This window comes from Kribbella sp. CA-245084, from assembly GCF_050942355.1.
Classification (GTDB): Bacteria; Actinomycetota; Actinomycetes; order Propionibacteriales; family Kribbellaceae; genus Kribbella.
The window spans coordinates 2,972,211-2,994,493 of record NZ_CP192053.1 but is presented as its reverse complement, the minus strand read 5'-3'; the positions used below and the strand labels follow the sequence as shown (position 1 = coordinate 2,994,493).

The following is a 22,283-nucleotide window of genomic DNA, read 5'->3' as shown; positions in this document are numbered from 1 at the left end:
TGGCATCGTTACGTCGGTGAAGACCGTCAAAGGTCTGGCTCTCGCCTGCCACCCCGGGCCGACTGTTGCCGTGACCGCTCTGGTCACGGCTGTTGCCTGGTCGGCCGGGCGAAGTCCGGCCGGGTGTCTCCTCGTCGCAGCAACGATCCTCACCGGCCACCTCTCGATCGGCTGGAGCAATGACGCGATTGATGCCGCCCGCGACACCATTGTGAACCGCCAGGACAAGCCCGTGGTGCGTGGACTGGTGAGTCGCCGGACACTCGCGATCGGCGCCGGCATCATGCTGGTCGTCACGATTCCGGTCTCCCTTGCCAACGGACTCGCGGCCGGCCTGGTTCATCTGCTCTTCGTCGCCTGCGCCTGGGCGTACAACCTGGGCCTCAAGTCGACCGTGATTTCCTGGCTCCCGTACGCCGTCGCGTTCGGCGCGCTGCCCTCGTTCGTGACGCTCGGTACCGCAGATGTCTGGGCGCCCTGGTGGGCCACCGCGGCGGGCGCCCTCCTGGGGATCGGTGCCCATTTGGCAAACGTCGTGCCCGACCTGGCCGACGACCTGGCGACCGGCGTACGGGGCTGGCCGCAGCGGCTCGGGTCCTACGCCCGCCTGCTCGCTCCGCTCCCGCTCGCACTCGCGACCGGGCTGCTGGTGATCGCGCCCGCCGGGGCGATCGGCGTCGTCGGCTGGATCGCGCTCGCCGTCGTCGCGGCGCTGCTCGTCACGATCCTGCTCTGGCGCAACGCGCCGTTCCTGGTCACGATCGCCATCGCCGCGGTCAGCGTCATCACGCTGGTGTTGCGCGGTGACGCACTGATCTAGCCGGCGCCTGCGGATCGAGTACGGCGTCCGGCTTCAGCGGGGCGTTGCTGCCGAGGATCGCTGCCGTCAGCGCTTCGGCAGGCTCCTTCGCGGCCCGCGGGTTCGTGATCAGCACCAGGTCGATCGGCGGGAGCTCGGGCAGACCCGCGCTCGGCGGCGGCTCGACCAGGTCCGCGGGCATCAGCGACCGCGCGAAGATCGCGATCCCGAGCCCGGCCCGGACAGCCGCGAGTACGCCGTTGACGCCGCGCACGATGCACGTGATCCGGCAGGTACGGCCGGCCTGTTCGAGCGACTGCACGCCGAGCGACCGGCTCAGCGACGGCGCCTGGTACGCGACCAGCGGCACCGGTCCGTCCGGCGCGATCCGGGTCCCCGCGATGCCGGCCCAGACGAGCGGGTCACGCCGTACCAGCCGGCCGTTCGGCTCGTAGCCGCCGCCGGCGCCGTGCTTCACGTAGGCGAGGTCGAGGTGGCCTGACTCGACCCGGCGGAGCAGGTTCGGGCTCTGGGCAACGGTCAGCTCGAGGTCGATCCGCGGGTACAACTGGCGGAAGTCACGGAGGATCTTCGGCAGCGGGGTGAGCGCGAGGTCGTCGGTCACGCCGAACCGCAGCCGGCCGCGCAGCTCGGAGCCGGTGAAGTACCCGGCGGCCTCTTCGTGCGCGGCCAGGATGGTCCGGGCGAATCCGGCCATCGCCTCGCCGTCCGCGGTCAGGGTGACAGTGCGGGTGTCACGGACGAAGAGCGGTCGCCCGACGGCCACCTCGAGTTTGCGGACGTGTTGGCTCACCGTCGGCTGCCGGATGCCCAGCCGCTCGGCCGCCTGCGTGAAGCTGAGCGACTGCGCCACCGCCAGGAACGTGCGCAGCTGGTCCGGGTCGTACATCGATTCACCCCTTCATTACGTGACGCTATAAGACTAATAGGAGTAATTCGCTGGGGGAATCCAGTACCGAACCGTGAGGATGGAGGTGTCCTCCCCTGACCAGTCCACACGCGTAGGGATCGCTCTTGACCACCCGGGCCGCTTCCGGTTCTGTTCCGTCCACCGATTTCCACCTCCACCGCACCACCGACCGCACCGAGTTCCGGGAGACGCAGCGCCGCCCGGGCTTCAAGGACACGTTCAGCGCGCTGCGGGTCCGTAACTTCCGCCTCCTGGTCAGCGGACTGCTGGTCGTCTCGACCGGCGGCTGGATCCAGCGCATCGCGCAGGACTGGCTGGTGCTCACCCTCACCGGGAGCGCCACCGCGGTCGGCATCACCACCGCGCTGCAGTTCACCCCGACGCTCGTGCTCGGCCTGTTCGGCGGTGTGATCGCCGACCGCTTCCCGAAGCGGAAGATCCTGCTCGCCACCCAGACCACCTTCGGGACCTGTGCCGCCGTACTGGCCACGGTCGCGTTCACCGGCCATGTCCAGGTGTGGCACGTCTACTCGATGGCATTCGTGTTGGGCCTCGCGACCGCGGTCGACAACCCGACCCGGCAGTCGTTCGTCACCGAGATCGTCCCCCGCGACACCGTGCGGAACGCGATCAGCATGGTGTCGTCGACGTTCCAGCTCGGCAGCATGATCGGGCCGGCGCTCGGCGGCGTACTGCTCGGCGTGCTCGGTACGCCGTGGGCGTTCGCGATCAACGCCTGCACGTTCTTCGCCTCGATCAGCGCGCTGCTGCGGATGCGGGAGAGCGAGATGCCCGGGTACCACGCGGCCCGCAAGGCGAGCGCGGGGATCCGGATCCGGGACGGCTTGCGCGACGGCGTGCGGTACGCGTTCCACGAGCCGGCCGTGCGGTGGGCAATCGCGCTCGTCGGGATCTACGGCATGTTCACGATCAGCCTGGCGGTCACGTTGACCGCCTTCGCCGACCGGGTCTTCCAGATCGGCGCTTCGGGGTACGGCATCCTGAACTCGGTCGTCGCGTTCGGCGCACTGGCGGGTGCGCTGCTGTCGGCCCGCCGCGTGCGGCCGACCCGGCTGCGCAACCTGATCGGTATCGCGTGCCTGCTGACGATCACCGAAGTACTCGCCGCGATCCAGCCGTCGCTGTGGACGTTCATCCCGGTCCTCGCGTCGATGGGTATGGCGACCCTGATGTTCCTGACCGCGGCCCAGTCGATGGTCCAGTTGACCACTCCGGACGGCCTGCGCGGCCGGGTCTCCGGGATCTACAACCTGGTCTTCATCGGGGGCGGCGCGATCGGCGGGCCGACGGTCGGGTTCCTCGCACAGCACTTCGGGGCGCGATCGGCGCTGCTGCTCGCCGGGCTGATCCCGGCGGTAGCGACGATCGCGATCGGCCTGCGGCTGCGGCGGGACGGCCGGTTCCGGCTGGTCCTCGTCCGGACCAGGTCCCCGTGGCACCAGGTCCCGGTCCGGCTCAACCTGCAGCAGTCGGAGATCATGCTCGCTGCCCCGGCGGCCACACCCATCGCCCGTACGTCGCGCCCGTTCGTCCTGGGCCGCCGTCAGCACGCCCGGATGGACTCGCACCTACGTCCGAGCCGCGCCCGTCGCCGCCCGCAACACCACCAGTAACTCCGAGGCGGGGGCGAGCACGCTGCCTCCACTCACCCCTGCCCCGGGCCACCTTGAGCACCCACCAACCACATCCGGCTGCGGTTCGTGGTTGGTGGGTGCCCAAAGACGTGTTACGGCGTGGTGATGACACCGACAGGCGGGACCTGGACGGTGCGTTGGTGCTTCGTGCCGCCGAGGATCACCTTGCGTAGGGCAACGTTGTTCTTCGTGTTCGACTCGTACAGGCGGTTCTCCGGGTTGGCGCTCACCTGCACGTAGTACGTGCCGTTGGCAAGGTTCGTGATGTCGAAGGACTGCCCGGGCAACGACTGCTCGTAGGTGTCGCCGTTGCCGACATCAAGGACCTCACGCACCGACAGCGAGCCGTGGTCTCCGCAGGCGGTGTGCAGGTCGGTGTTGTACGGGTGCCAGTTGGCGTTCTTCACCGTGTAGTCGATGGCATCCGTTGCCGCCAGGCAGAACGCCTCCTTCTGGCTCCGGACCACCTCGGTCTGCTTCGAGTTGAGCAGGCTGTAGCGGGCGAAGTCGGTGAAGTGCCAGTGGTTGTGACCGGGCCGGCCGTCCCACTCGAGCGTGCCGGTGTTCTGGTACCCGACCTCCTTGCCGTGCGTGTCGTAGAAGTACTGGTACGCGTCCATCAGGTCCTTACCCTGCTGCCGGAACCCGTCCAGCACCAGCGGTGACGGGCCTGCGTTCCACACAGTCGCCGAGAACTGCAGGAAGTCCTTGGCCGCGTCCGGCGTACCCTCGTCGCCCGGCGCGGCAACGATCCCCCAGGCTGGCACCGGCCGCAGGTCAGGCTTCGGGCCTTTCGGCAGGCTCGCCTTCCCGGTCGGACGGGCGGTGTGAGGCTTCAGCGCCACCGAGCGTGCTGCAGCCATCTTCCGAGCGCCGGACGTGTCACCCTTCTGGATCGTCACGTTCAGCTTCACCGATGCGTCCGCCGCCGGGATCTTGAAGAAGTCCCGGTATCCCTTGTTGACCGTGACAGTCGCCTTGTACTTGCCGTTGGCAAGCTGCACCGGATCGCCGCCGCCGTAGGTCCGCGACGACCAGCCCGTCTGCACGCCCCAGACCGCGCCCTGCGTGAACGGGTTCGCAGTACAGCCGTCCGGGTACGGCGAGGTCGCGGGCGCGTCCGGCCGGGTCCGGGACCCCTCGCCGTTCAGGCACAGCGCCTGGTCCTTGTCGAGCACCTTCTTGCCCGAGGCATCGGTGAGCGTGATGTGCAGGAACTTCCCCAGGCCGGAGAAGTCCGTGACGAGCCCCTTCGGCAACTGCCGGGTCGCCTTGCCGTTGACGTACTGCGTCGCGACGACCGGCGAACTGTACGACGCGCGCGTCGTACGTACCTCGATCGGTGCGTTGCCGGCCACCACATGCGTACCGAGGTCGAGGTCGACGCCGTAGTCCTCGATGTTCTCCAACGTCACATCGGTGCTACCGGCAACCAATTTCACAGCCGGCCTCGCGGTACTCGACGACGCCGCCGACGCACCGGCGGCCGCGAGCGCGACCAGACCGGCCGCACCGGCCACGGCGATCGCCGTCCGGCCGAGTTTCCTTGCCTTCACGATGATGGAACCCCCTCCTGCACCTGGCCGGCGTCCTCACGAAGCCGGCCTGTTGCTGGTACGACGACCCGGCCGCAGAGCGAAGTTGATCAAGGTTCCATGGCAGTCGTGTCACAGGAAGTCACGAGGGCTGAATACTTGACTGGGTAAATTAACCCGACCTAGGCTCGGCGGCGTCCGCTCACTCCTCCCCCGGAGGAACATCGCATGTCCTTGAGACGCCCCACTCTGACCGTGCTGGCTGCTATCGCCCTGGTGTCGACGGCAGCCGCAACCGCCCCCGCCGATGCCGCCCAGGACTACAAGCCCGTCTACCCGCAGGTCGCCGCCACGCCGTACATGGGCTGGAGCAGCTGGAGCCTGCAGTCGACCAACTATCCGGGCGTCAACCCCGACGGCCCCGGCAGCTTCATCAGCGAGAAGAACATCCTCACCCAGGCGAACGCGCTGGCCACCAAGCTCAAGCCGTACGGCTACGAGTACATCAACGTCGACGCCGGCTGGCAGGACGGCGGCGACGAGTACGGCCGCCCGGTCGCGATGGCGAAGCGGTTCCCGCGCGGGATGAAGGCGGTCGGCGACGACATCCACAAGCTCGGCCTGAAGTTCGGCATCTACACCACCGTCGGTCTGGGCATGGATGTGTACCGCGACGGCAACACGCCGATCTACGACGCGCCCGGCTGCTTCACGCGCGACATCGTGTACCCCGACCTGCGCAAGACCAACGGCTGGGACGCGGCGTACAAGATCAACTACGACAGCCCGTGCGCACAGAAGTACGCCGACTCGATCGCCAAGCTGTTCGCGTCCTGGGGCGTCGACTTCATCAAGATGGACGGCGTCGGCCCGGGCTCCTGGAAGGGCGCGCCGGACGATCCGAACCACAACAACACCGCGGATATCGAGGCCTGGTGGCGCGCCGTACAGAACGCCGGCCGGCCGATGCAGTACACGCTGTCCTGGTCGCTCAGCCACCGGTACGCCGACGTGTGGAAGCAGAACTCGAACGGCTGGCGGATCGACACCGACGTGGAGTGCTACTGCGACACGATCGTCAAATGGGACAGCTCGGTGAAGGCGCGCTGGTGGGACCTCCCCCAGTGGATCGACGACGCCGGTCCGGGCCACTGGAACAACCTGGACGCCCTGAACGTCGGTGTCGGCGCGATGGACGGGCTGACCGACGCCGAACGGCAGAGCTACATGACGTTCTGGGCGATCAACTCGGCGCCGCTGTTCGCCGGTGACGACCTGACCAAGCTGGACGCGTACGGCCTGAAGCTCCTCACGAACCGCGAGGTCATCGCGATCGACCAGTCCGGCAACCCGGCCCGTCCGCTGAGCCAGGACCAGCTGCAGCAGGTTTGGTATGCCCACAACAAGGACGGCAGTACGACGGTCGCGCTGTTCAACCTGGCCGACTCCCCTGCCACGGTGACCGGCAACTTCGACCAGCTCGGTATCGACGGCAAGGCGACGGTCCGCGACATCTGGGCGAACCAGAACACCCGCAACGTGTCCGGACAGGTGAGTGCCGCGCTCCCGGCCCACGGGTCAAAGCTGTACAAGATCAGTCCGAACGGCAACGACGCGATCCCGGCCGACCTGACCGCTACTGACGTCAGCCGTACGACGACCACGCTGACGTGGCGGCCGAGCGCCGGCGCCACGTCGTACAAGGTGTTTGCCAATGGCAAACAGATGGCATCCGTGTCGGGCACCAGTGCGGTGGTGACGGGTCTGTTGCCGCAGACGCAGTACACCTTCACGGTGCAGGCTTCCAAGGGTGGACCGAGTGCGGCGGTAACGATGTTCACGTCGAAGAACGGCGGACCTGTGCGCTACGAGGCGGAGGCGTCGAGCAGCACGTTGGCCGGGGACGCGAGTGTCAACGGGTGCAGTCTCTGCTCGGGTGGCTCGAAGGTCGGGAACATCGGCTACGGGTCGACGGTGACGCTCAACAACATCACCGTGCCGACGACCGGGACGTACCTGGTGAAGATCGCCTACACCGACGGTGACACCAGCCGGCAGAGCATGCTCACGGTGAACGGCGCCGACACGTACTGGGCCAACTACAGCGGTCTCGGCGACAACGACTGGGGTACGCCGCAGGTGACGTACCTGCCGATGAAGCTGACCGCCGGGGCGAACTCGATCAAGGTCAGCAACCCGAACGGCTACATCGCCGATATCGACTGGATCACCGTCTGACCGATCCGGACTGCGGGGCCGGCACCACCAGGGCCGGCCCCGCGCTTTACTGGATCAATGAGCGCCTACCCCGAACCCCTGATCCCGCCCGGCGGTACCGCACCGGTCCCGCGGCGGATCCGCGCGATGCTCGACGACCGCGTCGTCCTCGACACGATGGACGCGATCTACCTGTGGGAGTTCCCGCCGTACCCGCAGTACTACATCCCGCTCGGGGACGTGGCCGACGGCGTACTGACCGACACCGGCGAGACGAAGACGTTCGGGCACGGTGTCGCCCGCGTGCACAACGCCGGATCAGGCCACGCCTGGGTGTACGACGACGGCGTCGCAAAGGACCGCGTCCGGTTCCAATGGGACGCGCTGGACCGCTGGTTCGAGGAAGACGAGGAAGTCTTCGTCCATCCCCGCAACCCGTACTCGCGGGTGGACGCGATCAACTCCACCCGCCGGGTCGAGGTGGCCGTGGACGGCATCACGCTCGCCGACTCCAGCTCCACGGTCATCGTCTTCGAGACCGGGCTGCCGCCGCGGTACTACTTCCCGAAGACGTCGGTCCACCTGGAGCTCCTCACCCCGTCCGAGACCGTCACCGCCTGCCCGTACAAGGGCCGCACCTCGGAGTACTGGTCGGTCCCGTCGGTCGCCGATGTCGCCTGGTCCTACGACTTCCCGACGGCCCCGCTGCTGCCGGTCGCCGGCCACGTCGCGTTCTTCAACGAGAACGTCGACCTCACCATCGACGGCGTACAGCAGGAGCGCCCGATCACCCCGTTCTCGAACCCAGCCGCCCGGCCGACGGACGGCGCAGTGCGGTGATCAGATGCCTGCGGTGGTGGCGCCGTCCATTGTGATGATCGAGGCGGTGACGTAGCTCGCCAGCGGGGAGGCGAGGAAGACGGCGACGTTCGCGACCTCTTCAGGCTCGCCGAAGCGGCCCATCGGGACCTCGCGGACCATCTCGGCGAGCAGCTCGTCCTTCGGCCTGCCGGTCGAGCGGACCGCGGCCTCGAGACCCTCGTCGACCCGGCTGGTGCGGGTCGTGCCCGGGTTGATCACGTTCACTCGGACGCCGCTGCCGGCGTACGCCTTGGCGTAGCCGACCGACGCCAGCATGAGCGCCGCGTTGGCCGCACCGCCGCCGATGTGCAGCGGGTTCGCCGCGCGGCCGCCCTGGCCGACGACGTTCACGACCGCGCCGCTGCCGCGCTCGGCCATCCCGCGGATGACGGCCTCGGTCGCGTGCATGTACGTGAAGTACTTCGCCTCCATCGCGGCATGCAGCGCCTTGCTGTCCAGCTCGTCCACCGGAGTACGCCGGGCCGCGCCCGCGCAGTTGATCAGGATGTCGGGTACGCCGATCCGCTCGAAGACCGCCTTCGTCGCATCGGGATCGGTGAGGTCGACCGCTTCCACTCCAAAGGTGATATCCGGCAACTGCTCCTGGGCCTTGGCGAGGTTGGCGGGATCACGGGAGATGCCGATCACCGTCGCGCCTTCACGGACGAGCGCTTCGACGCAGGCAAGCCCGATGCCCTTGCTGGCCCCGGTGACGACAGCAGTCTTCCCGGTCAGTTGCAGATCCACGTGACTCCTCAGAGGTTGGCGTCGTACTCGGTGCGGGCTGCGGCGATCTCGTCCATGTGGTCGTAGGCCCAGGTGCGCATCGTCGCGACGGCCGCGGCCAGGCTCAGGCCGAGCGGCGTCAGCGTATAGGTCACTGTGACCGGAACAGTAGGAACAACCTCACGCCGTACGACGCCGTCGCGCTCGAGGTGGCGCAGCGTCTGCGTGAGCATCTTCTGGGTGATGCCCTCGATGATCGACTTGAGCTGCCCGGAGCGCAGCGTGCCGCCCTTCTCGAGCGTGCTGATGACGAGCATCGTCCAGGTGTCGCCGATCCGGCCCAGCACCTGACGTGTCGGGCACGCGCCTTTGGTGGCGTCCCACTTGCCTCTGACCTGGTCGGTATCCATTTGGTGCCTATGGCAGTAGTAAGTGCTGTCTTCCGGCCCGCCACGACCCGCTCGTAGCGTCGTTGCCGAGTCTAGTTGAAGGAGCGGAACGGCAATGAGGGCAGTGGTTGCGGTGGACACCGGAAAGGTCGGGCTCGCCGAGGTCGATGAGGTCCGGCCGGGCGAAGGCGAGCTGGTGATCGAGGTCGCGGCGTTCTCGATCAACCGCGGCGAGACGTTCCAGTTGGAGCAGCCGCGCGCCGGTTGGCGGCCGGGTAAGGACGTCGCGGGCCGGGTTCTGGAGGCGGCTGAGGATGGGCCGCCCGTCGGGAGTCGGGTGGTCGCACATCTGCCGCACTCCGGTTGGGCCGAGCGCGTGATCGCGCCGGCCACGCAGGTCGCAGTACTGCCGGACGACATCTCGTTCGAGCAGGCCGCCGCGCTTCCGCTCGCGGGTCTGACGGCGCTGCGGTTGCTGCGTACGGCGGGCAGCGTGATCGGGCGACGGATCCTGCTGACCGGCGCATCCGGCGGAGTCGGGCACTACTTCACCGAGCTCGCAGCCGGCGCGGGCGCGGTCGTCACAGCCGTTGTCTCGAGCCCGGCTCGCGGCGCGAGGCTGCTCGAGCTCGGCGCCCAAGACCTCGTGTACGACGTCGCCGACGCGCGCGGACCCTTCGACCTCGTCCTCGAGTCCGTCGGCGGCGAGAGCCTGCCGATTGCGTTGTCCAAGCTGGCCCCCGGCGGTGACCTGATCTGGTTCGGCCAGGTCAGCCGGCAACCGGTCACGCTCGATTTCTTCGACTTCTTCACCGCTCCCGAGGCGGCGCGGATCCGGCACTTCCACTACGTCCACGGCCCCGACGACCAGGACCTCGCGACGCTCGTCCGGCTGGTCTCGGCAGGCCGCCTCCATCCGGAGCTCGGCCGCGTCGAGGACTGGTCCATGACCGACGCCGTACTCGACGACCTGCGCAACCGCCGCATCCGCGGCAACGCCGTACTCACCCTGCACCAGGAGGCACCACTGATGAACGACCCGAAGACCGTTGTCACCCGGTACGTCGAGGCTGTGGCGGCTGGTGATCTGCCGACGATCCGGGCGAGCTTCGCACCGGACGTGGTCTGGACCTACCCGGGCGATCTGCCGCTGTCCGGTGACTGGAAGGGACGGGACATGGTCGTCGACGAGTTCCTCGGCGCGGCCGCCGGCAACCTCTTCGCTCCCGGTACGCCGGTGGCGATCGAGCTGGTGAACGTGATCGCCGACGGCGAGCAGGTCTTCGCCGAATGGACCGCGCAGGCGACGGCCCGCGCCGGTGGTGCCTACAGCAACAAATGTGGAGGAGTCTTCACTGTTCGGGACGGGCTGATCGTCGCGGTCCGCGAGTACCTGGACACCGACCACGCGCGCCGCGTGCTCTTCCCGGACGAACCGATGCTCTGAGCAATCATCTCCCCTGGTGCGGGCTTGATCGGGTCAGTACAGTGGGTAACCAGATCGACACTCTTTGTTTCGACGCCTGATGCCCGAGCAGTTGCCCTGAGCACCGACGCCGGAGGACCACCCGTGCCGACCTCTTCACCTCCCAAGCTCTGGAAGACCATCCTTCACCACGACCTCCCTGCGTCGCTGGTGGTCTTCCTCATCGCAATCCCCCTTTCCCTCGGGATCGCCGCCGCATCCGGCGCACCGCTGATCGCCGGCCTGGTGGCCGCTGTGGTCGGCGGCGTGGTCGCCGGTGCGCTCGGCGGATCCCCCTTGCAGGTCAGCGGTCCAGCCGCCGGGCTGACTGTGGTCGTCGCCGGCCTCGTCACCCAGTTCGGCTGGGCCGCGACCGCAGCGATCACGTGCGCCGCCGGCGTCTTGCAGATCCTGCTGGGCGTCACCCGCATCGGGCGGCTGGCGCTCTCGCTGTCTCCCGCCGTCGTGCACGGCATGCTCGCCGGGATCGGCGTGACGATCGCCGTCCAGCAGCTGCATGTCGTACTCGGCGGCAAGGCGCAAAGCTCGCTGATCGACAACGTGATCGCGCTCCCCACGCAACTGATCACGCATCACAGTCATTCCGTTGTCGTCGGCATCTTGACGGTCGCTGTCGTGCTCGCCTGGCCCAGAATCCCCAAGATCAAGGTGATTCCAGCACCACTTGTTGCTGTCGTCGCCGTGACCGCACTGGCCGCGGTCTGGATGCCCGACGTGACACGTGTCGACTTGCCGGACCATCCGCTGCAGAGTTTGATCCTGCCGACGATGCCCGACGGCGCGCCGCTCGAGATCGTGACCGCCGTACTGACCGTTGCGCTGGTCGCCAGCGTCGAGTCGTTGCTGTCGGCCGTTGCCGTTGACAAGCTTCATCGCGGCAACCGGAGCAACCTCGATCGCGAGCTGATCGGACAGGGCGCAGCAAATGCGCTGTCCGGTGCCCTCGGCGGCATGCCGGTCACGGGCGTCATCGTCCGCTCGTCCACGAACGTCGCGGCCGGCGCACGGACCCGGGCGTCCGCGATCATGCACGGCCTGTGGATCGCGGCGTTCGTGCTGGCCGCCGGCGCGATGCTCGAGCTGATCCCGATGGCCGCGCTGGCCGGCGTACTGCTTGTCACCGGGTTGCGATTGGTGCAGCTCGCTCACATCCGCACGTTGCGCAGGCACGACGAGCTGCTCGTGTACGTCGTGACGGCGGTCGGCGTCGCCGCACTCGGACTCGCTGAAGGCGTGCTGCTCGGTCTCGTCCTCGCGGTCGTGCGAGTGCTATATCGACTTGCTCGGGCGACCGTCACCGCGACCGAGTCCGACGGCGTGTGGATTGTGCGGATCCGCGGCACGCTGGTGTTCCTCGGGGTCGCGTCACTCGTGCGGACGCTGCGGTCGATCCCGGCCGGCGCGACGGTGCGGGTCGAGCTCACCGTGGATCACCTCGACCACGCGGCGTACGAGGCGATCGAGGATTGGCGACGTGGGCACATCGCGCGCGGTGGATCGGTGGAGGTCCAGCGCTCCACGTCCGGTCGGCAGATGCTGGACGGTGTCCGCGAGTTCGAGGCCTCGGCCGACGAGATCCGGCCGCTGCTCGCGAGACTCGCAGCGGAGGGACACCGACCCGAGCAGCTGTTCATCACCTGCGCGGACTCGCGGATCGTGCCGACGATGATCACCACCAGCGGTCCCGGCGACCAGTTCTGCGTGCGGAACATCGGGAACCTCGTGCCGCCGAAGGGCTCGAACAGCAGCTCGGTCGACGCCGCGATCGAGTACGCGGTCGAAGTGCTCGGCGTGAAGTCGATCGTGGTCTGCGGTCACTCCTCCTGCGGCGCCGCCGCGGCCGCGCTCGCTGCCGACGTACCAGAGGGTTCCGGCCTGGAGAGCTGGCTGCGGCATCTGGAGCCGTCGGTACGGCGTGCGGTCGCGCTGCCCGACATCATCGATCCGGCAACCGGCGTGAAGCTCTCGCCCGCGGACAAGCTGTCCGTCGCGAATGTCGCCGTACAGCTCGAGAACCTGCGGAGTTTCGCGTGTGTCCGTGAGGCCGAGGCTCAGGGCCGGCTCGAACTGATCGGGCTCTGGTTCGATATCGGTGCCGCCGCGGCCAGGCTGGTGCTCGAACGCGAGCCCTTCCTCGTCCGCGCCGACGACGAGCTGTCGAAGATCAGGAGCAGCGGTACTGCGAGCGCGATCGCGACCAGGCCGTCCAGCCAGTAGTGGTTCGCGGTGACCACGACGACCGTGAAGGTGAGCAGCGGATGTGCGATCCACAGCCAACGCCACCGTGACCGCGTCGCGCGGATGAGGAACACCGCGACCATCAGTGCCCAGCCGACGTGCAGGCTCGGCATCGCGGCGAACTGATTCGCGACCCCGGAGTGCGTGCTCGGTCCGTAGACCGACTGGCCGAGCAGCACTCCCGTGTCCACCCAGCCCGGCATCATCCGGGGCGGTGCGAGCGGGAAGAACATGTGCCCGATCAACGCCAGCCCGGTCAGTGATGCCAGCGCCCAGCGAGCCTTCCCGTACTCCGCCGGGCGGCGGATCATCAACCACAGCAGGACCATCGCGGTCAGCGGGAAATGCACGGTCGCGTAGAACAGGTTCGCGGCCCGCGCGAGCCCGTCAACCTGCAGCGCGTGATGTTGGAGCGTCGCCTCGCTCGGCAGCCCGAGCCAGGCCTCCCAGCGGATCAACTCGTGGGCGTGCTTGAGGGCCGACCCCGAGTGCTCCGCCGACAGGAATCGCCCGAGGTTGTAGACCCCGAACAGCACCGCCAGCAGCGCCACCTCGCGGACGATTCGCCGCACCCCACTGCCGCGATTCCGCCCCAGCTCCGGAAGCGCGGGTTGCCCCACCCGGTCCAGAGTCATCTGCGCCATGCCGACCCCCAGCTCAAACCGAACGCTCGTTCTCTGAAATTCCAGACTGCTCCTGGGGCCCCGGCGAGATCAAGAACGGTCATTCGTTTTCTACTGTGATCCTCGACTCACAGCGCTGAGATATTGGCTGGCGCCGCTGCGTGGTCCCCGGAAGGATCGGCTGCCATGGAGAAGGTCTTCATCCGGTGGACGTGGTTGCGCGCGGTCCTGCACAACGGGTGGTGGCTGGTCACGAGCGTCTATCTGGTCGTCGACGCCGGCCTCTCCCCGGCCCAGCTCGTGCTGATCGGGTCGGTGCAGAGTGCGTTCGCGCTCGTGTTCGAAGTACCGGCCGGTGTCATCGCGGACACGATCAGCCGCAAGTGGTCGCTCGTCATCTCACAGGTGCTGATGGGTACGGCGATGCTCGCGACCGGACTGTTCGAATCGTTCCCGGCGCTCCTCGCGACCCAGGTGCTCTGGGGTATCTCGTGGACGTTCGCGAGCGGATCGGACGTCGCGCTGATCACCGACGAACTCGATCGGCCCGACCGGATCAATGTCGTCCTGACGCGCGCCGCCCGCGCCCAGCTGACCGGCGCCGCGACCGGCCTGATCGCGCTCGGTCTGCTCGCCTGGGCGACCCGGCGCGACGTCACGATCATGGTTGCCGGCGTCGCGATGATGTCGCTCGCGCTGTACGTCGCGTTCCGGTTCACCGAGCACAACTTCGTCCCGACCCGCACGGCCCGCTGGTCGACGTCGTGGACCACCTTCGTCCGCGGCGTCACGCTCGTACGCCGGAGCCGCGCGATCCTGCTGATCTTCGCCGCGACGTTCCTCGTCAACGGCGCCTCGGACGCGGCCGGCCGGCTCACCCAGAAGCAGCTGATCGACCTAGGCCTGCCGCCATCGATCCTGTGGTTCACGGCGCTCGGCGTGGTCGGGCTGGTAGTCGGTGCGCTCGTACTCCGGCTGGTCGCCCACCGCATCAACGGCCGCCACGCCGCGACCGACTACGCGCTGGCGGCGCTCGTCGGCGTACTCAGCATGCTCCTGCTCGCATTCGCCCGCGATCCGGCCCTCGGCGCGATCGCCGTCGTACTGCTGAACGGCATCGTCACCCCGCTGACGCGCGTCATCAGCACGATCTGGATCAACACCCGCACGACCGCGGACATCCGCGCGACGACCCACTCGTTCCTCGCGCAACTTGAGTACCTTGGCGAGATCGTCTGCGGCATCACCATCTCCACCCTCGCCGGCCTCACGACACTGCCTGTTGCTTTGGCCGGATGTGCAGTCCTCTTCGGCGCAACCGCCTGGATTATGCGGTCGTCCAGGTGATGGTCGCGTAGGTTCGTGTCGCCTCGACCTGCAGCAGTGCGTGGTCGGGGATGGCGTCGTAGTGGGCGACGACGACCGGGAGGTTGAGGTTGTAGAGCTCGGCGGCGACGAGGGCGCCGAGCGGGATGATCGGGTCGGGGCGGGTCAGGATGATGGCCGCGGGTGCCGTGCGGGCGCGGATCTGTTCGGCGAGGACGCTGCTGGCTGAGCTGGAGCCGCGACCGGATTCCATCATCAGGATGCGGCCGGTGAGGACGGCGCCGCACTGCGGGTGATGGGTGTCGACGATGCGACCGTGTTCGTCGGTGCCGCCCCAGAACGAGAGCGGCGCGGTGAGGCGGATCGGTTCGCCGGTCGCGGTGCCGGGGTGGAGAGTGCGGCCTCGGATGATCACTCGAAGACGACCTCACCGGCGCGGGCCGAGGCGACGCATTCGGCCAGCGAACCGAGGACCGCGTTGACGTTGATGTTTCCGGGTGCGTAGTGCGCCCACTTGCCGGAGTTCGTCATCACGTTCTTCCAGTCGGGCGAGAGGATCGCGGTGACGTACGTGCAGGTGTCGACGACCACAGTCACCCCGGCGTTCTCCAACACGTCGAGCGCACCCTCCAGCCGCTCCCGCGTGTGGCGGTTGGTCGACAGGTAGAACGGCACCTTCAGCGGCGGTCCGCCTTTCAACAACTCCGCGAGCCGCAGACATTCGGCGTACGACGCGTGCGGCGTACCGACGCTCACCGCATCGAGCTCGCCGGTCGTCGACAACTCCCGCCTGACACGCTGCAAGGTGTCGAGATCCACCTCGCGCACTGGAAGCTCAGCGAACTCGCGCGGCGCCTCCGGCGTGATGCCGACCGCGTGGAACAGCGCGACTCCCCCAGCCGATGCCGCCGCCGCGCCCAGCGCTTTCAGATCGTCCTCGGTCGCCTCCGTCGGAATCCCTACCAGCACAGGGATTCCGGCACCTACCACCGACCCGATGTGGTGCCCGAGCAACGGATACGCCAGCTCCGAATGCAGGAAGTCGCCCAGCTGCCGGCAGTCGAACACCACGGTCCCCTGCCGCGCCTCGGTCGTCTGCAAGCCGGCGTACGGCGCTCGTCCGGTGATCGCCGCGCAGACGTCGAGGAAGTCGCCGTACCGATCCGTCCGGGCGCCGAGGACCGAGTTCGCGAACACGATCGCGTTCGACTCCGCCCACGCGATGTGCTCGCCGAGCCCGGGCCGGTTCGGGAGCTGGTACGGCGCGCACGTGAACGTCGGCGTACATCCGAGGTCGACGTACGCCGCCATCAGCTCACGCCCCGCAGCCGCCAGCTCCTGATCGCGGACGAGGGCCGGGTGGATGAGGTCCGTCGAGCCGACGTTCAGCGTCGTTGGCACGCGTACGCGGGCGCCCAGGTCGACCAGGCGGTGCGCGAAGTCGAGGCTGACCTGACCGTGGTACAGGCACGAGTCGACGTGCGCGGACGTGATCTCGACGAGCCGCGGCGCGTCCGAGATCCGCGCCTGACCGACGATCACGCGCATCGCGAGCGCGACGCCGTCCCCGTCCCGACCGCCGAGCATTGCCTCTTCCTCGGCGGTCAGGTGAAGGGTCTGCATACCTCAGACGGTAACCCGACGACTCGCGACCAAGGTTCCCGACGTGTACCCGTCCGCCCGCAGCAGCGCGCCGGGATTCACTTCGAGGATGTCGATGCTCAGCGGCCCGGTCAGATCCTCGGAGCTGATCGGGCGCTCGTCGAGATAGACATCGACCCGATCGATGCTCTGGGCATCGATCGCGACCGTGAGCGTCGTACCGCTGAGCGACGTCTTCAGATCGAGCCGGCGGACCGGTAGCGCGGCGAGCAGCGCACCGGCTCTGTTCAGCAGGTCGACGTTGCCGTCGAGCAGGTCGGCCTTGGTCATCCGGTGCGTCTCGTGCGGTTTGACGCCGAGGTCCTCGACCGGCGTACCGGCGAGCTTGCCGACGCGCAAAGTGCGGCGGATCGCGACCCGCAGGTTCGCGCCGTTCGGCAAGGCGATGTACGGCGAGGTCTCGTCGGGCGGAGGTGGTTCGTTGAGGAGCGACGCGAGCAGGCCGTGGGTCCAGACGTTCGCGCCGCCCGCGCCGGTGTTGTCGTCGACGCCGAGGATGATGCCGATCTCGTGGTCGGCGAACCCGGCCGTGAAGATGTCGGTGGCCGAGTAGACCCGTGCATCGGTGATCAGCACGACCGGCCCGTGGTACGTCTGCCCGACGTCGTTCGCGCCGTCCTCGGGCGTGATCGGCTTCGCCGCGGAGTACTGCGCTCCCGTCTCGATCGCCAGATCAAGCGAGTCGAACCACGGACCGAGATCGATCCCGGCCGGGTTGTCCTTGTGCCGCCGGCAGATCTTCAGGTTGAGCGGCGTACTGATGAACTGCACCGGCTCCGGCGAGATCCGTCGCGGCGTCATCGTCTGCAGCGTGAACTCGCTGGCGTAGATGTGTCCGCCGCCGTTGTCGCGTACGTCGACGATCAGCCCGTTCTGCGGCAGGATCGCGGCCAGCCGGACGAACTCGTCCCGGAACGCGACCGGGTCCTGCACGCTGAACGTGAAGATCCGCAGGTGCCCGAAGTTGCCGGACGACGTGATCACCTCGCGGGCCCGGAAGACGCCGGGCATCGTGGTCGGCAGGTCCGCACCCGTGACAGCGGCCGGTGCGGCCAGCTCCGCGGAACTCTGACCGCGTTCGAGTTCGACGACGTCACGCACGTACAAGACCTTCTTCGCGCGGGACTTCTCGTCGGAGTCGAGGTCAAGGCCCATCAACGCCGAGGCTGCGCTGACGGCGTCGAGGTCGGTCATCGGCGGGAGGTTGGTGGCGACCTTCCATTGCTCGCGGAGTTCCTGGTTCGAGCCGTCGAGGCCGATATACGTCAGCGTCACCCAGTCCTCGTCGGGCGGGGACTGGATCACCAGCGGGCGGAGTGTGAGCGATTCGAGGCCGCGGGCGAGGTTCGCGGCGTCGTTGCTGCCGGCGAACACTGCGCCGTTGAGGGCGACCGCGCGGGCGATCGGCGTACCGTTCCAGTGCGTCACCTCGGCGCCCGGACCGAACTGCGGCGCCTGGTAGCCGGTGATCGTGCGGGTGATCAGATAGTGCTCGTTGCCGCCGGTGTCTTCAGGGTCGTAGCACTTCTCGATCATGAACGGCAGGAACGCGATCTTCCCGGCGAACGGCACCGGCAGCAGGTAGTTGGTGTGCAGATCGCGGACCGAGTGGAAGATGCTCGACATCTCGCGATGGAACATCCACTCTTCCTGCATTGTGTCGTCGGTCTGGCGCTCCATCCGGGCGCGCAACACCCGCAGGCGCTGCAGCGGGTTGACCGCGTGCATCGCGACCTTGAGCGGCAGATGCACGTAGTTCTCACCGAGTAGCAGCAGCGCTTGATCCACCAGCAGTCTGCGCTGGTCGAGCGTCAGCGTTCCCGCCGAGTCGAGGAAGTCGGGCAGCGGGACGGCCGCTGCTTCCTTGACGGCTGCCGTGGTCCGCCGTCTGGCGGCGGTCCTCTTGGCAGCGGCTGCGGTCTTCTTCCCCGTGCGTGTCATGGTGCGTGGCTGAGACATGTTTCCCCCAAAGCAAAACGGCCCCTCCCCCGCGATCTCTCAACGGTCGTTCGCACACCAGACGATGTCAACGGCGGGCGGTTGACCACCTGCCTGTCAGGATGTGCGGGTGAGTGAGTTCTGGAACAACATCACGTCGGTCCAGCCCGAGCCGTCTCTGAAGTTGGTGATCGGGACCGGTGTGGTCGCACTGCTGCTGATCGCCTGGCGGCCGTTGTGGCGGCACACGCGGCAGGTCGTGACGATCGCCCACGAAGGCGCGCACGGTCTGATCGCCTTGCTGGTCGGACGGAAGCTGTCCGGGATCAGACTGCACTCGGACACGTCGGGGGTTACGGTGTCGCGCGGCAAGCCGACCGGCGCGGGCATGATCGCAGTACTACTCGCCGGCTACCCCGGCCCGGCGCTCTTTGGATTGGCTGCAGCGTTCGTGCTGAGTCGTGGGTACGCCGTGGCGCTGCTGTGGGGGCTGTTGCTCGCACTGGTGATTCTGCTGCTGCAGATCCGCAATCTCTTCGGACTGTGGTCTGTACTGGTGTTCGGCGCTGTGGTGTTCGGAGTGTCGTGGTGGGGGTCGGCGGAGGTGCAGACCGCTTTCGCTCACCTGCTCACGTGGTTCCTGCTGTTGGCTGCGCCGCGCGCGGTCATGGAGCTGCAGCGCTCACGACGTGGCGGGCAGGGGCGTAGCTCGGACGCTGATCAGCTGCGGCGGCTGACTGGTGTGCCCGCGTTGCTGTGGGTCGGAGTGTTCGGCTTGGTGACGCTCTTTTGCCTGGCGGTCGGTTTCCTGTGGTCCGGCGTACTACCGAGCTAGACCGGCGGCAGAGTGACGCCGAACCCGGTCACCGCTAGCCGCAGCAACACCTGACCGGGCCTTAGAAGGTCAGCGACCTTGGCGGCGCTCAGCACCTCCAGCTCGGCCAGTCGCTTGTCATAGGTGCCTCCGACGCGCGCTCGCTGCAGCTCGAACGTGTTGTGCCAGACCTTCTGGCGCGACTCACGCAGGAAGCGCTGTGAGGCCAGCCGATTGAGCGGGGTCAGCACGTGGTCCAGCAAACTGCGCGCTCCGGTCGCCGCCAGCTCGCCGTCCTCGGCCGCGACCCGCTGCGACAGCACTCCGTCGATCCGCTCGTGATCACGCCGCCGCCGATCCATCAACGCCGGCTCCAAGAAGTCCTCATCGCTGATCACTTCCAGCAACGCCTGCGGCAGGTCGTAGTTCACATGCGCATTGATCCCCAGCAACACATGCCCCAACGCCGGCAACTCCCGCGAAGCCTCGAACGCCAACCGCCAAGGCCGCGCCGGCCCCACAACCTTCGACGACCGGTCTTCCTCCCCCCACCCACGGCGCGCCGCGATGTCGGCGTCGTGGGCTTGGAGATAGAGCTCGGCGAACTTCACATCCCAGATCTCGACCCACGCCGGGTCCTCGAAGCGGGCGTCGTCGATCGCCTTCCCCACCGCCCGCGTCGTGCGCAGGTAGGTGCTGAGGAAGAACCGCCGGTGCGCGAGCTCCTCCGGCAGGTCGTCGAGGCGCTGCTGCATGCGCGCCACCACATCCGCGATCGGATTACCATCGTTCATCGGATCTCCTCAGGGGGAGGGATCATGCGTATCAGAACAGGTCCACTGTCCTTCGATCCGGTGGTCGTCGGCAACCGCGAGACGGACGCCTGGGCCGCCTATTACCGGCACGAGTGGCGCGAGTTCCTCGTCGCCGCGGTCGGCATGGTGGCCGCCGGCTTCGGCATGCCACCGCACCGGACACTCAGCGGAGCCTGGTATGTACTCCGCGCCAACCAGGTGTGGGCGCCGTACCCGGACAACCAGCCCGACGTGGCCCGCGCGTACATGCGCCGCTTCTACGAGCTCGTCGCCGCCTCGAGCGGCCTGCTCTTCGACCCCGCCCGCGCGGCCGCCTTCGAGGTCGAGTGGTGGCGGGTCCACCGCGAACACCAGCACTCGGACGACGTCACCGAGGAGCAACTCGAGACTGCGCTCATCGACCTCTACTCCTACATCTACGAGGCCGACCGCGACGCGCTACGCCAGGCGGCGCGCAAGCGGGTCGAGGCGATGGACCTGTCGGACCGCTGGGTCCGGGCCGGCCGCGATCGCGACGACCCGCTGCTGGCGCAGGAGCGGCGTGCGCTCGTTGCGTCGTACGCCGCCCTCCGCCTTGCCCTCGAGTCCTAGTGCTTCATGGGCTGGCCCGAGACCGGGTCCAGGTAGAGCGCGTTCGCCTTGTGGTGGAAATCGAAAAGGTTGCCGAGCGAGCCCGCCTTCTCGTCGAACGAGTAATTGCCGATCGGGCCGGTCTTCCAGTTGTCCTCGACGAACTTCAGGATCGAGGTCTGGTCCGTGACGCTGTGGTCGACGAAATTCTGCCGTGCGTACGGCGAGACCACGAGCAGCGGGAGCCGGGGACCGTACCCGCACCGGTCCAGATATCCACCGGCGATCCTGGCCGGGTTGGTGCCGCAGTTCGCACCGGTCAGCGCGTCGTGCGCCGGGTCGTCGGACTGGTTCACCACCGGACCGACCTGGTGGTCGTACCACCCGTCGCTGTCGTCGTAGGCGATGACAACGGCCGTGCTCTTCCAGTCCTTCGACTTCTGCAACCGGTTGATCGTGTCGACGACGAAGTGCTGCTCGTCCAGCGGAGTCGAGTAGCCCGCGTGCCCGTCTTGGTACGCGGCCGCCTTCAGGTAGCTCACGGCCGGGGTGCTGCCGTTGTTCACGGCTGCCCAGAAGTCCTTCACATCGTATTGATGATTCGCCGGTCCGTTGTGACCGATCTCGTCGACGGACGCCGGCGGCGTGTGCTGCAGGTTCTGGGTGCTCTTGTAGTACTGGAACGGCTCGTGGTGCGGGATGTAGTCGGCGCTGCTGACCCCGCCGACGTCCGTGTGCGTCGCCGTACAGTCGGCGAAGCCGCCCTCGAACCATCCCCAGCTGACGTTCTTGGCGTTCAGGAGGTCTCCGACGTTCTTGTTCTTCGAGTCGGTGACCGTCGAGCTGTCGCGGGTGTTGCACTTGTCGCCGGCCGGCTGCGGATCGCCGATCATGGTTCCGGTGGCGGCCGGCACGGCATCGCCGTCGGCGCTGAAACCGTGGGTCTGTCCCGAGACCAGGTTGATGGCGCCCACCGACGACGGACCGTACGTCGTGCCGTAGGAATTGTCGCTCATCGCGAAGTGCTGGGCGTAGTTCCACAGCCCGGTGACGGTGTTGCCGTCGTAGTAGCCCATCACCAGGCCTTTCCCGTGCCCGTAGTCCGCGCAGGTGCCGGCGCCGCGGCCCACGGTCTCGACGACCTTGTCCATCAGACCCGCGTCGACCGCCATCTGCTCGTCGGTGTAGTTGTGGTCCTGGTCGCAGGTCTGCGCCTGGTTCCGGCCGAGCCTGAACGGCTGAGCCGAGTTCGGGTTGTTCGGTGCGGCGAGTGGGGTGTTGAGGCCGTTCACACTCGGCGTCCCCGGGGCCGCGGTGAACGCGGGTTCGCCGGCCGGATCGGCGGCCTGCGGATAGGTCGCGAAGTAGTGGTCGAACGCGACGTTCTCCTGGAAGATCACCACCAGATGCTTGATCGGGGTGGTCGTCGGCGCACCCTGATCGTGGCCTAGGGCAACGGCTGGGACGGCGACGGCGGCGACCAGTGCGGCGCCGAGGCCGACGACCAGGGGAAGTCTGCGATTGTGGCGGATCATCACTTGCTGACTCTCCTTCGGGCTGTGCGAGCCGGGAGCCACCGGGCGTGATGGCTCGTCGGCCCACACAGCCTCCCGCAATCCGCGGCGCGCCGGAACCACCGCGGACGAATCCACGGAATCCGGGGCATTTCCGCTGAGAGTTTCTCAGCTACCTGAGACT

18 protein-coding genes and 1 pseudogene are annotated in these 22,283 nt (G+C 67.8%); 9 read left to right on the top strand and 10 right to left on the bottom strand.

What is annotated here, in order from left to right:
- Positions 1 to 16: 16 nt before the first annotated feature.
- Positions 17 to 820 (top strand): UbiA family prenyltransferase, encoded by an 804-nt coding sequence (locus ACQPYH_RS14510; RefSeq protein WP_432891300.1) that lies wholly within the window; start codon positions 17 to 19, stop codon positions 818 to 820.
- Here ACQPYH_RS14510 and ACQPYH_RS14505 read toward each other — a convergent pair.
- On the bottom strand, positions 786 to 1,709 hold the full coding sequence (locus tag ACQPYH_RS14505) for a LysR substrate-binding domain-containing protein (RefSeq protein ID WP_432891298.1): 924 nt from the start codon (positions 1,707 to 1,709) through the stop codon (positions 786 to 788). The genes ACQPYH_RS14510 and ACQPYH_RS14505 overlap by 35 nt on opposite strands.
- A 125-nt stretch (positions 1,710 to 1,834) precedes the next feature.
- On the opposite strand from ACQPYH_RS14505, the gene ACQPYH_RS14500 reads away from it, so the two are divergent.
- Positions 1,835 to 3,364, top strand: coding sequence for an MFS transporter (locus ACQPYH_RS14500; RefSeq protein ID WP_432891295.1), 1,530 nt, complete (start codon positions 1,835 to 1,837; stop codon positions 3,362 to 3,364).
- A 113-nt stretch (positions 3,365 to 3,477) separates the two neighbouring features.
- Here ACQPYH_RS14500 and ACQPYH_RS14495 read toward each other — a convergent pair whose 3' ends face one another.
- Positions 3,478 to 4,941 (bottom strand): lysyl oxidase family protein, encoded by a 1,464-nt coding sequence (locus tag ACQPYH_RS14495; RefSeq protein ID WP_432891292.1) that lies wholly within the window; start codon positions 4,939 to 4,941, stop codon positions 3,478 to 3,480.
- A 207-nt stretch (positions 4,942 to 5,148) separates the two neighbouring features.
- Between ACQPYH_RS14495 and ACQPYH_RS14490 the strand changes: the two genes are divergently transcribed.
- Both ACQPYH_RS14490 and ACQPYH_RS14485 read left to right on the top strand, forming a co-directional pair.
- Positions 5,149 to 7,158: a fibronectin type III domain-containing protein gene (locus ACQPYH_RS14490; RefSeq protein WP_432891289.1), complete on the top strand. Its 2,010-nt coding sequence runs from the start codon at positions 5,149 to 5,151 to the stop codon at positions 7,156 to 7,158.
- Positions 7,159 to 7,215: 57 nt separating this feature from the next.
- On the top strand, positions 7,216 to 7,977 hold the full coding sequence (locus ACQPYH_RS14485; RefSeq protein WP_432891286.1) for a DUF427 domain-containing protein: 762 nt from the start codon (positions 7,216 to 7,218) through the stop codon (positions 7,975 to 7,977).
- Here the strand turns inward: ACQPYH_RS14485 and ACQPYH_RS14480 are convergent, their stop codons facing one another.
- Together ACQPYH_RS14480 and ACQPYH_RS14475 are read right to left on the bottom strand one after the other, a co-directional pair.
- Positions 7,978 to 8,745, bottom strand: coding sequence for an SDR family NAD(P)-dependent oxidoreductase (locus tag ACQPYH_RS14480; protein WP_432891283.1), 768 nt, complete (start codon positions 8,743 to 8,745; stop codon positions 7,978 to 7,980).
- An 8-nt stretch (positions 8,746 to 8,753) separates the two neighbouring features.
- Positions 8,754 to 9,134, bottom strand: a complete 381-nt coding sequence (locus tag ACQPYH_RS14475; protein ID WP_432891280.1) for a winged helix-turn-helix transcriptional regulator — start codon at positions 9,132 to 9,134, stop codon at positions 8,754 to 8,756.
- Positions 9,135 to 9,228: 94 nt separating this feature from the next.
- On the opposite strand from ACQPYH_RS14475, the gene ACQPYH_RS14470 reads away from it, so the two are divergent.
- Both ACQPYH_RS14470 and ACQPYH_RS14465 read left to right on the top strand, forming a co-directional pair.
- Positions 9,229 to 10,560 (top strand): nuclear transport factor 2 family protein, encoded by a 1,332-nt coding sequence (locus tag ACQPYH_RS14470; RefSeq protein ID WP_432891277.1) that lies wholly within the window; start codon positions 9,229 to 9,231, stop codon positions 10,558 to 10,560.
- A 123-nt stretch (positions 10,561 to 10,683) separates the two neighbouring features.
- Positions 10,684 to 12,636, top strand: a pseudogene (locus ACQPYH_RS14465) (SulP family inorganic anion transporter); the annotation flags it as partial.
- A 14-nt stretch (positions 12,637 to 12,650) separates the two neighbouring features.
- Here the strand turns inward: ACQPYH_RS14465 and ACQPYH_RS14460 are convergent.
- Complete coding sequence (locus ACQPYH_RS14460) at positions 12,651 to 13,481, bottom strand: phosphatase PAP2 family protein (protein ID WP_432891274.1); 831 nt, start codon at positions 13,479 to 13,481, stop codon at positions 12,651 to 12,653.
- 165 nt (positions 13,482 to 13,646) lie between these two features.
- Between ACQPYH_RS14460 and ACQPYH_RS14455 the strand changes: the two genes are divergently transcribed.
- Positions 13,647 to 14,807: an MFS transporter gene (locus tag ACQPYH_RS14455; RefSeq protein ID WP_432891271.1), complete on the top strand. Its 1,161-nt coding sequence runs from the start codon at positions 13,647 to 13,649 to the stop codon at positions 14,805 to 14,807.
- Here ACQPYH_RS14455 and ACQPYH_RS14450 read toward each other — a convergent pair.
- From ACQPYH_RS14450 to ACQPYH_RS14440, 3 genes are read right to left on the bottom strand one after another with little or no spacing between them, the layout of a single operon-like run.
- Complete coding sequence (locus tag ACQPYH_RS14450) at positions 14,788 to 15,201, bottom strand: aconitase X swivel domain-containing protein (RefSeq protein ID WP_432891268.1); 414 nt, start codon at positions 15,199 to 15,201, stop codon at positions 14,788 to 14,790. The genes ACQPYH_RS14455 and ACQPYH_RS14450 overlap by 20 nt on opposite strands.
- Positions 15,198 to 16,409 (bottom strand): aconitase X, encoded by a 1,212-nt coding sequence (locus ACQPYH_RS14445; protein ID WP_432891265.1) that lies wholly within the window; start codon positions 16,407 to 16,409, stop codon positions 15,198 to 15,200. The genes ACQPYH_RS14450 and ACQPYH_RS14445 overlap by 4 nt, the downstream gene beginning before the upstream one ends.
- A 3-nt stretch (positions 16,410 to 16,412) precedes the next feature.
- Complete coding sequence (locus tag ACQPYH_RS14440) at positions 16,413 to 18,389, bottom strand: S41 family peptidase (protein ID WP_432891262.1); 1,977 nt, start codon at positions 18,387 to 18,389, stop codon at positions 16,413 to 16,415.
- A 127-nt stretch (positions 18,390 to 18,516) separates the two neighbouring features.
- Between ACQPYH_RS14440 and ACQPYH_RS14435 the strand changes: the two genes are divergently transcribed.
- Positions 18,517 to 19,221, top strand: a complete 705-nt coding sequence (locus ACQPYH_RS14435; protein ID WP_432891259.1) for a M50 family metallopeptidase — start codon at positions 18,517 to 18,519, stop codon at positions 19,219 to 19,221.
- Here the strand turns inward: ACQPYH_RS14435 and ACQPYH_RS14430 are convergent.
- Positions 19,218 to 19,994, bottom strand: a complete 777-nt coding sequence (locus ACQPYH_RS14430) for a DUF5995 family protein (protein WP_432891256.1) — start codon at positions 19,992 to 19,994, stop codon at positions 19,218 to 19,220. The genes ACQPYH_RS14435 and ACQPYH_RS14430 overlap by 4 nt on opposite strands.
- A gap of 24 nt (positions 19,995 to 20,018) precedes the next feature.
- Between ACQPYH_RS14430 and ACQPYH_RS14425 the strand changes: the two genes are divergently transcribed.
- Positions 20,019 to 20,606, top strand: coding sequence for a hypothetical protein (locus ACQPYH_RS14425; RefSeq protein WP_432891253.1), 588 nt, complete (start codon positions 20,019 to 20,021; stop codon positions 20,604 to 20,606).
- On the opposite strand, the gene ACQPYH_RS14420 is transcribed toward ACQPYH_RS14425, so the two are convergent.
- On the bottom strand, positions 20,603 to 22,120 hold the full coding sequence (locus ACQPYH_RS14420; RefSeq protein WP_432891252.1) for a phospholipase C: 1,518 nt from the start codon (positions 22,118 to 22,120) through the stop codon (positions 20,603 to 20,605). The two genes, ACQPYH_RS14425 and ACQPYH_RS14420, sit on opposite strands and share 4 nt — an antisense overlap.
- Between the last annotated feature and the right edge of the window lie 163 nt (positions 22,121 to 22,283).

Bases quoted from the DNA above. Each gene is read 5' to 3' on its own strand.
- ACQPYH_RS14445 (WP_432891265.1), bottom strand. From the start codon at position 16,409: ATGCAGACCCTTCACCTGACCGCCGAGGAAGAGGCAATGCTCGGCGGT.
- ACQPYH_RS14460 (WP_432891274.1), bottom strand. From the start codon at position 13,481: ATGGCGCAGATGACTCTGGACCGGGTGGGGCAACCCGCGCTTCCGGAG.
- ACQPYH_RS14505 (WP_432891298.1), bottom strand. From the start codon at position 1,709: ATGTACGACCCGGACCAGCTGCGCACGTTCCTGGCGGTGGCGCAGTCG.
- ACQPYH_RS14490 (WP_432891289.1), top strand. From the start codon at position 5,149: ATGTCCTTGAGACGCCCCACTCTGACCGTGCTGGCTGCTATCGCCCTG.
- ACQPYH_RS14420 (WP_432891252.1), bottom strand. From the start codon at position 22,120: ATGATCCGCCACAATCGCAGACTTCCCCTGGTCGTCGGCCTCGGCGCC.
- ACQPYH_RS14470 (WP_432891277.1), top strand. From the start codon at position 9,229: ATGAGGGCAGTGGTTGCGGTGGACACCGGAAAGGTCGGGCTCGCCGAG.
- ACQPYH_RS14455 (WP_432891271.1), top strand. From the start codon at position 13,647: ATGGAGAAGGTCTTCATCCGGTGGACGTGGTTGCGCGCGGTCCTGCAC.
- ACQPYH_RS14440 (WP_432891262.1), bottom strand. From the start codon at position 18,389: ATGACACGCACGGGGAAGAAGACCGCAGCCGCTGCCAAGAGGACCGCC.
- ACQPYH_RS14475 (WP_432891280.1), bottom strand. From the start codon at position 9,134: ATGGATACCGACCAGGTCAGAGGCAAGTGGGACGCCACCAAAGGCGCG.
- ACQPYH_RS14430 (WP_432891256.1), bottom strand. From the start codon at position 19,994: ATGAACGATGGTAATCCGATCGCGGATGTGGTGGCGCGCATGCAGCAG.
- ACQPYH_RS14485 (WP_432891286.1), top strand. From the start codon at position 7,216: ATGAGCGCCTACCCCGAACCCCTGATCCCGCCCGGCGGTACCGCACCG.
- ACQPYH_RS14425 (WP_432891253.1), top strand. From the start codon at position 20,019: ATGCGTATCAGAACAGGTCCACTGTCCTTCGATCCGGTGGTCGTCGGC.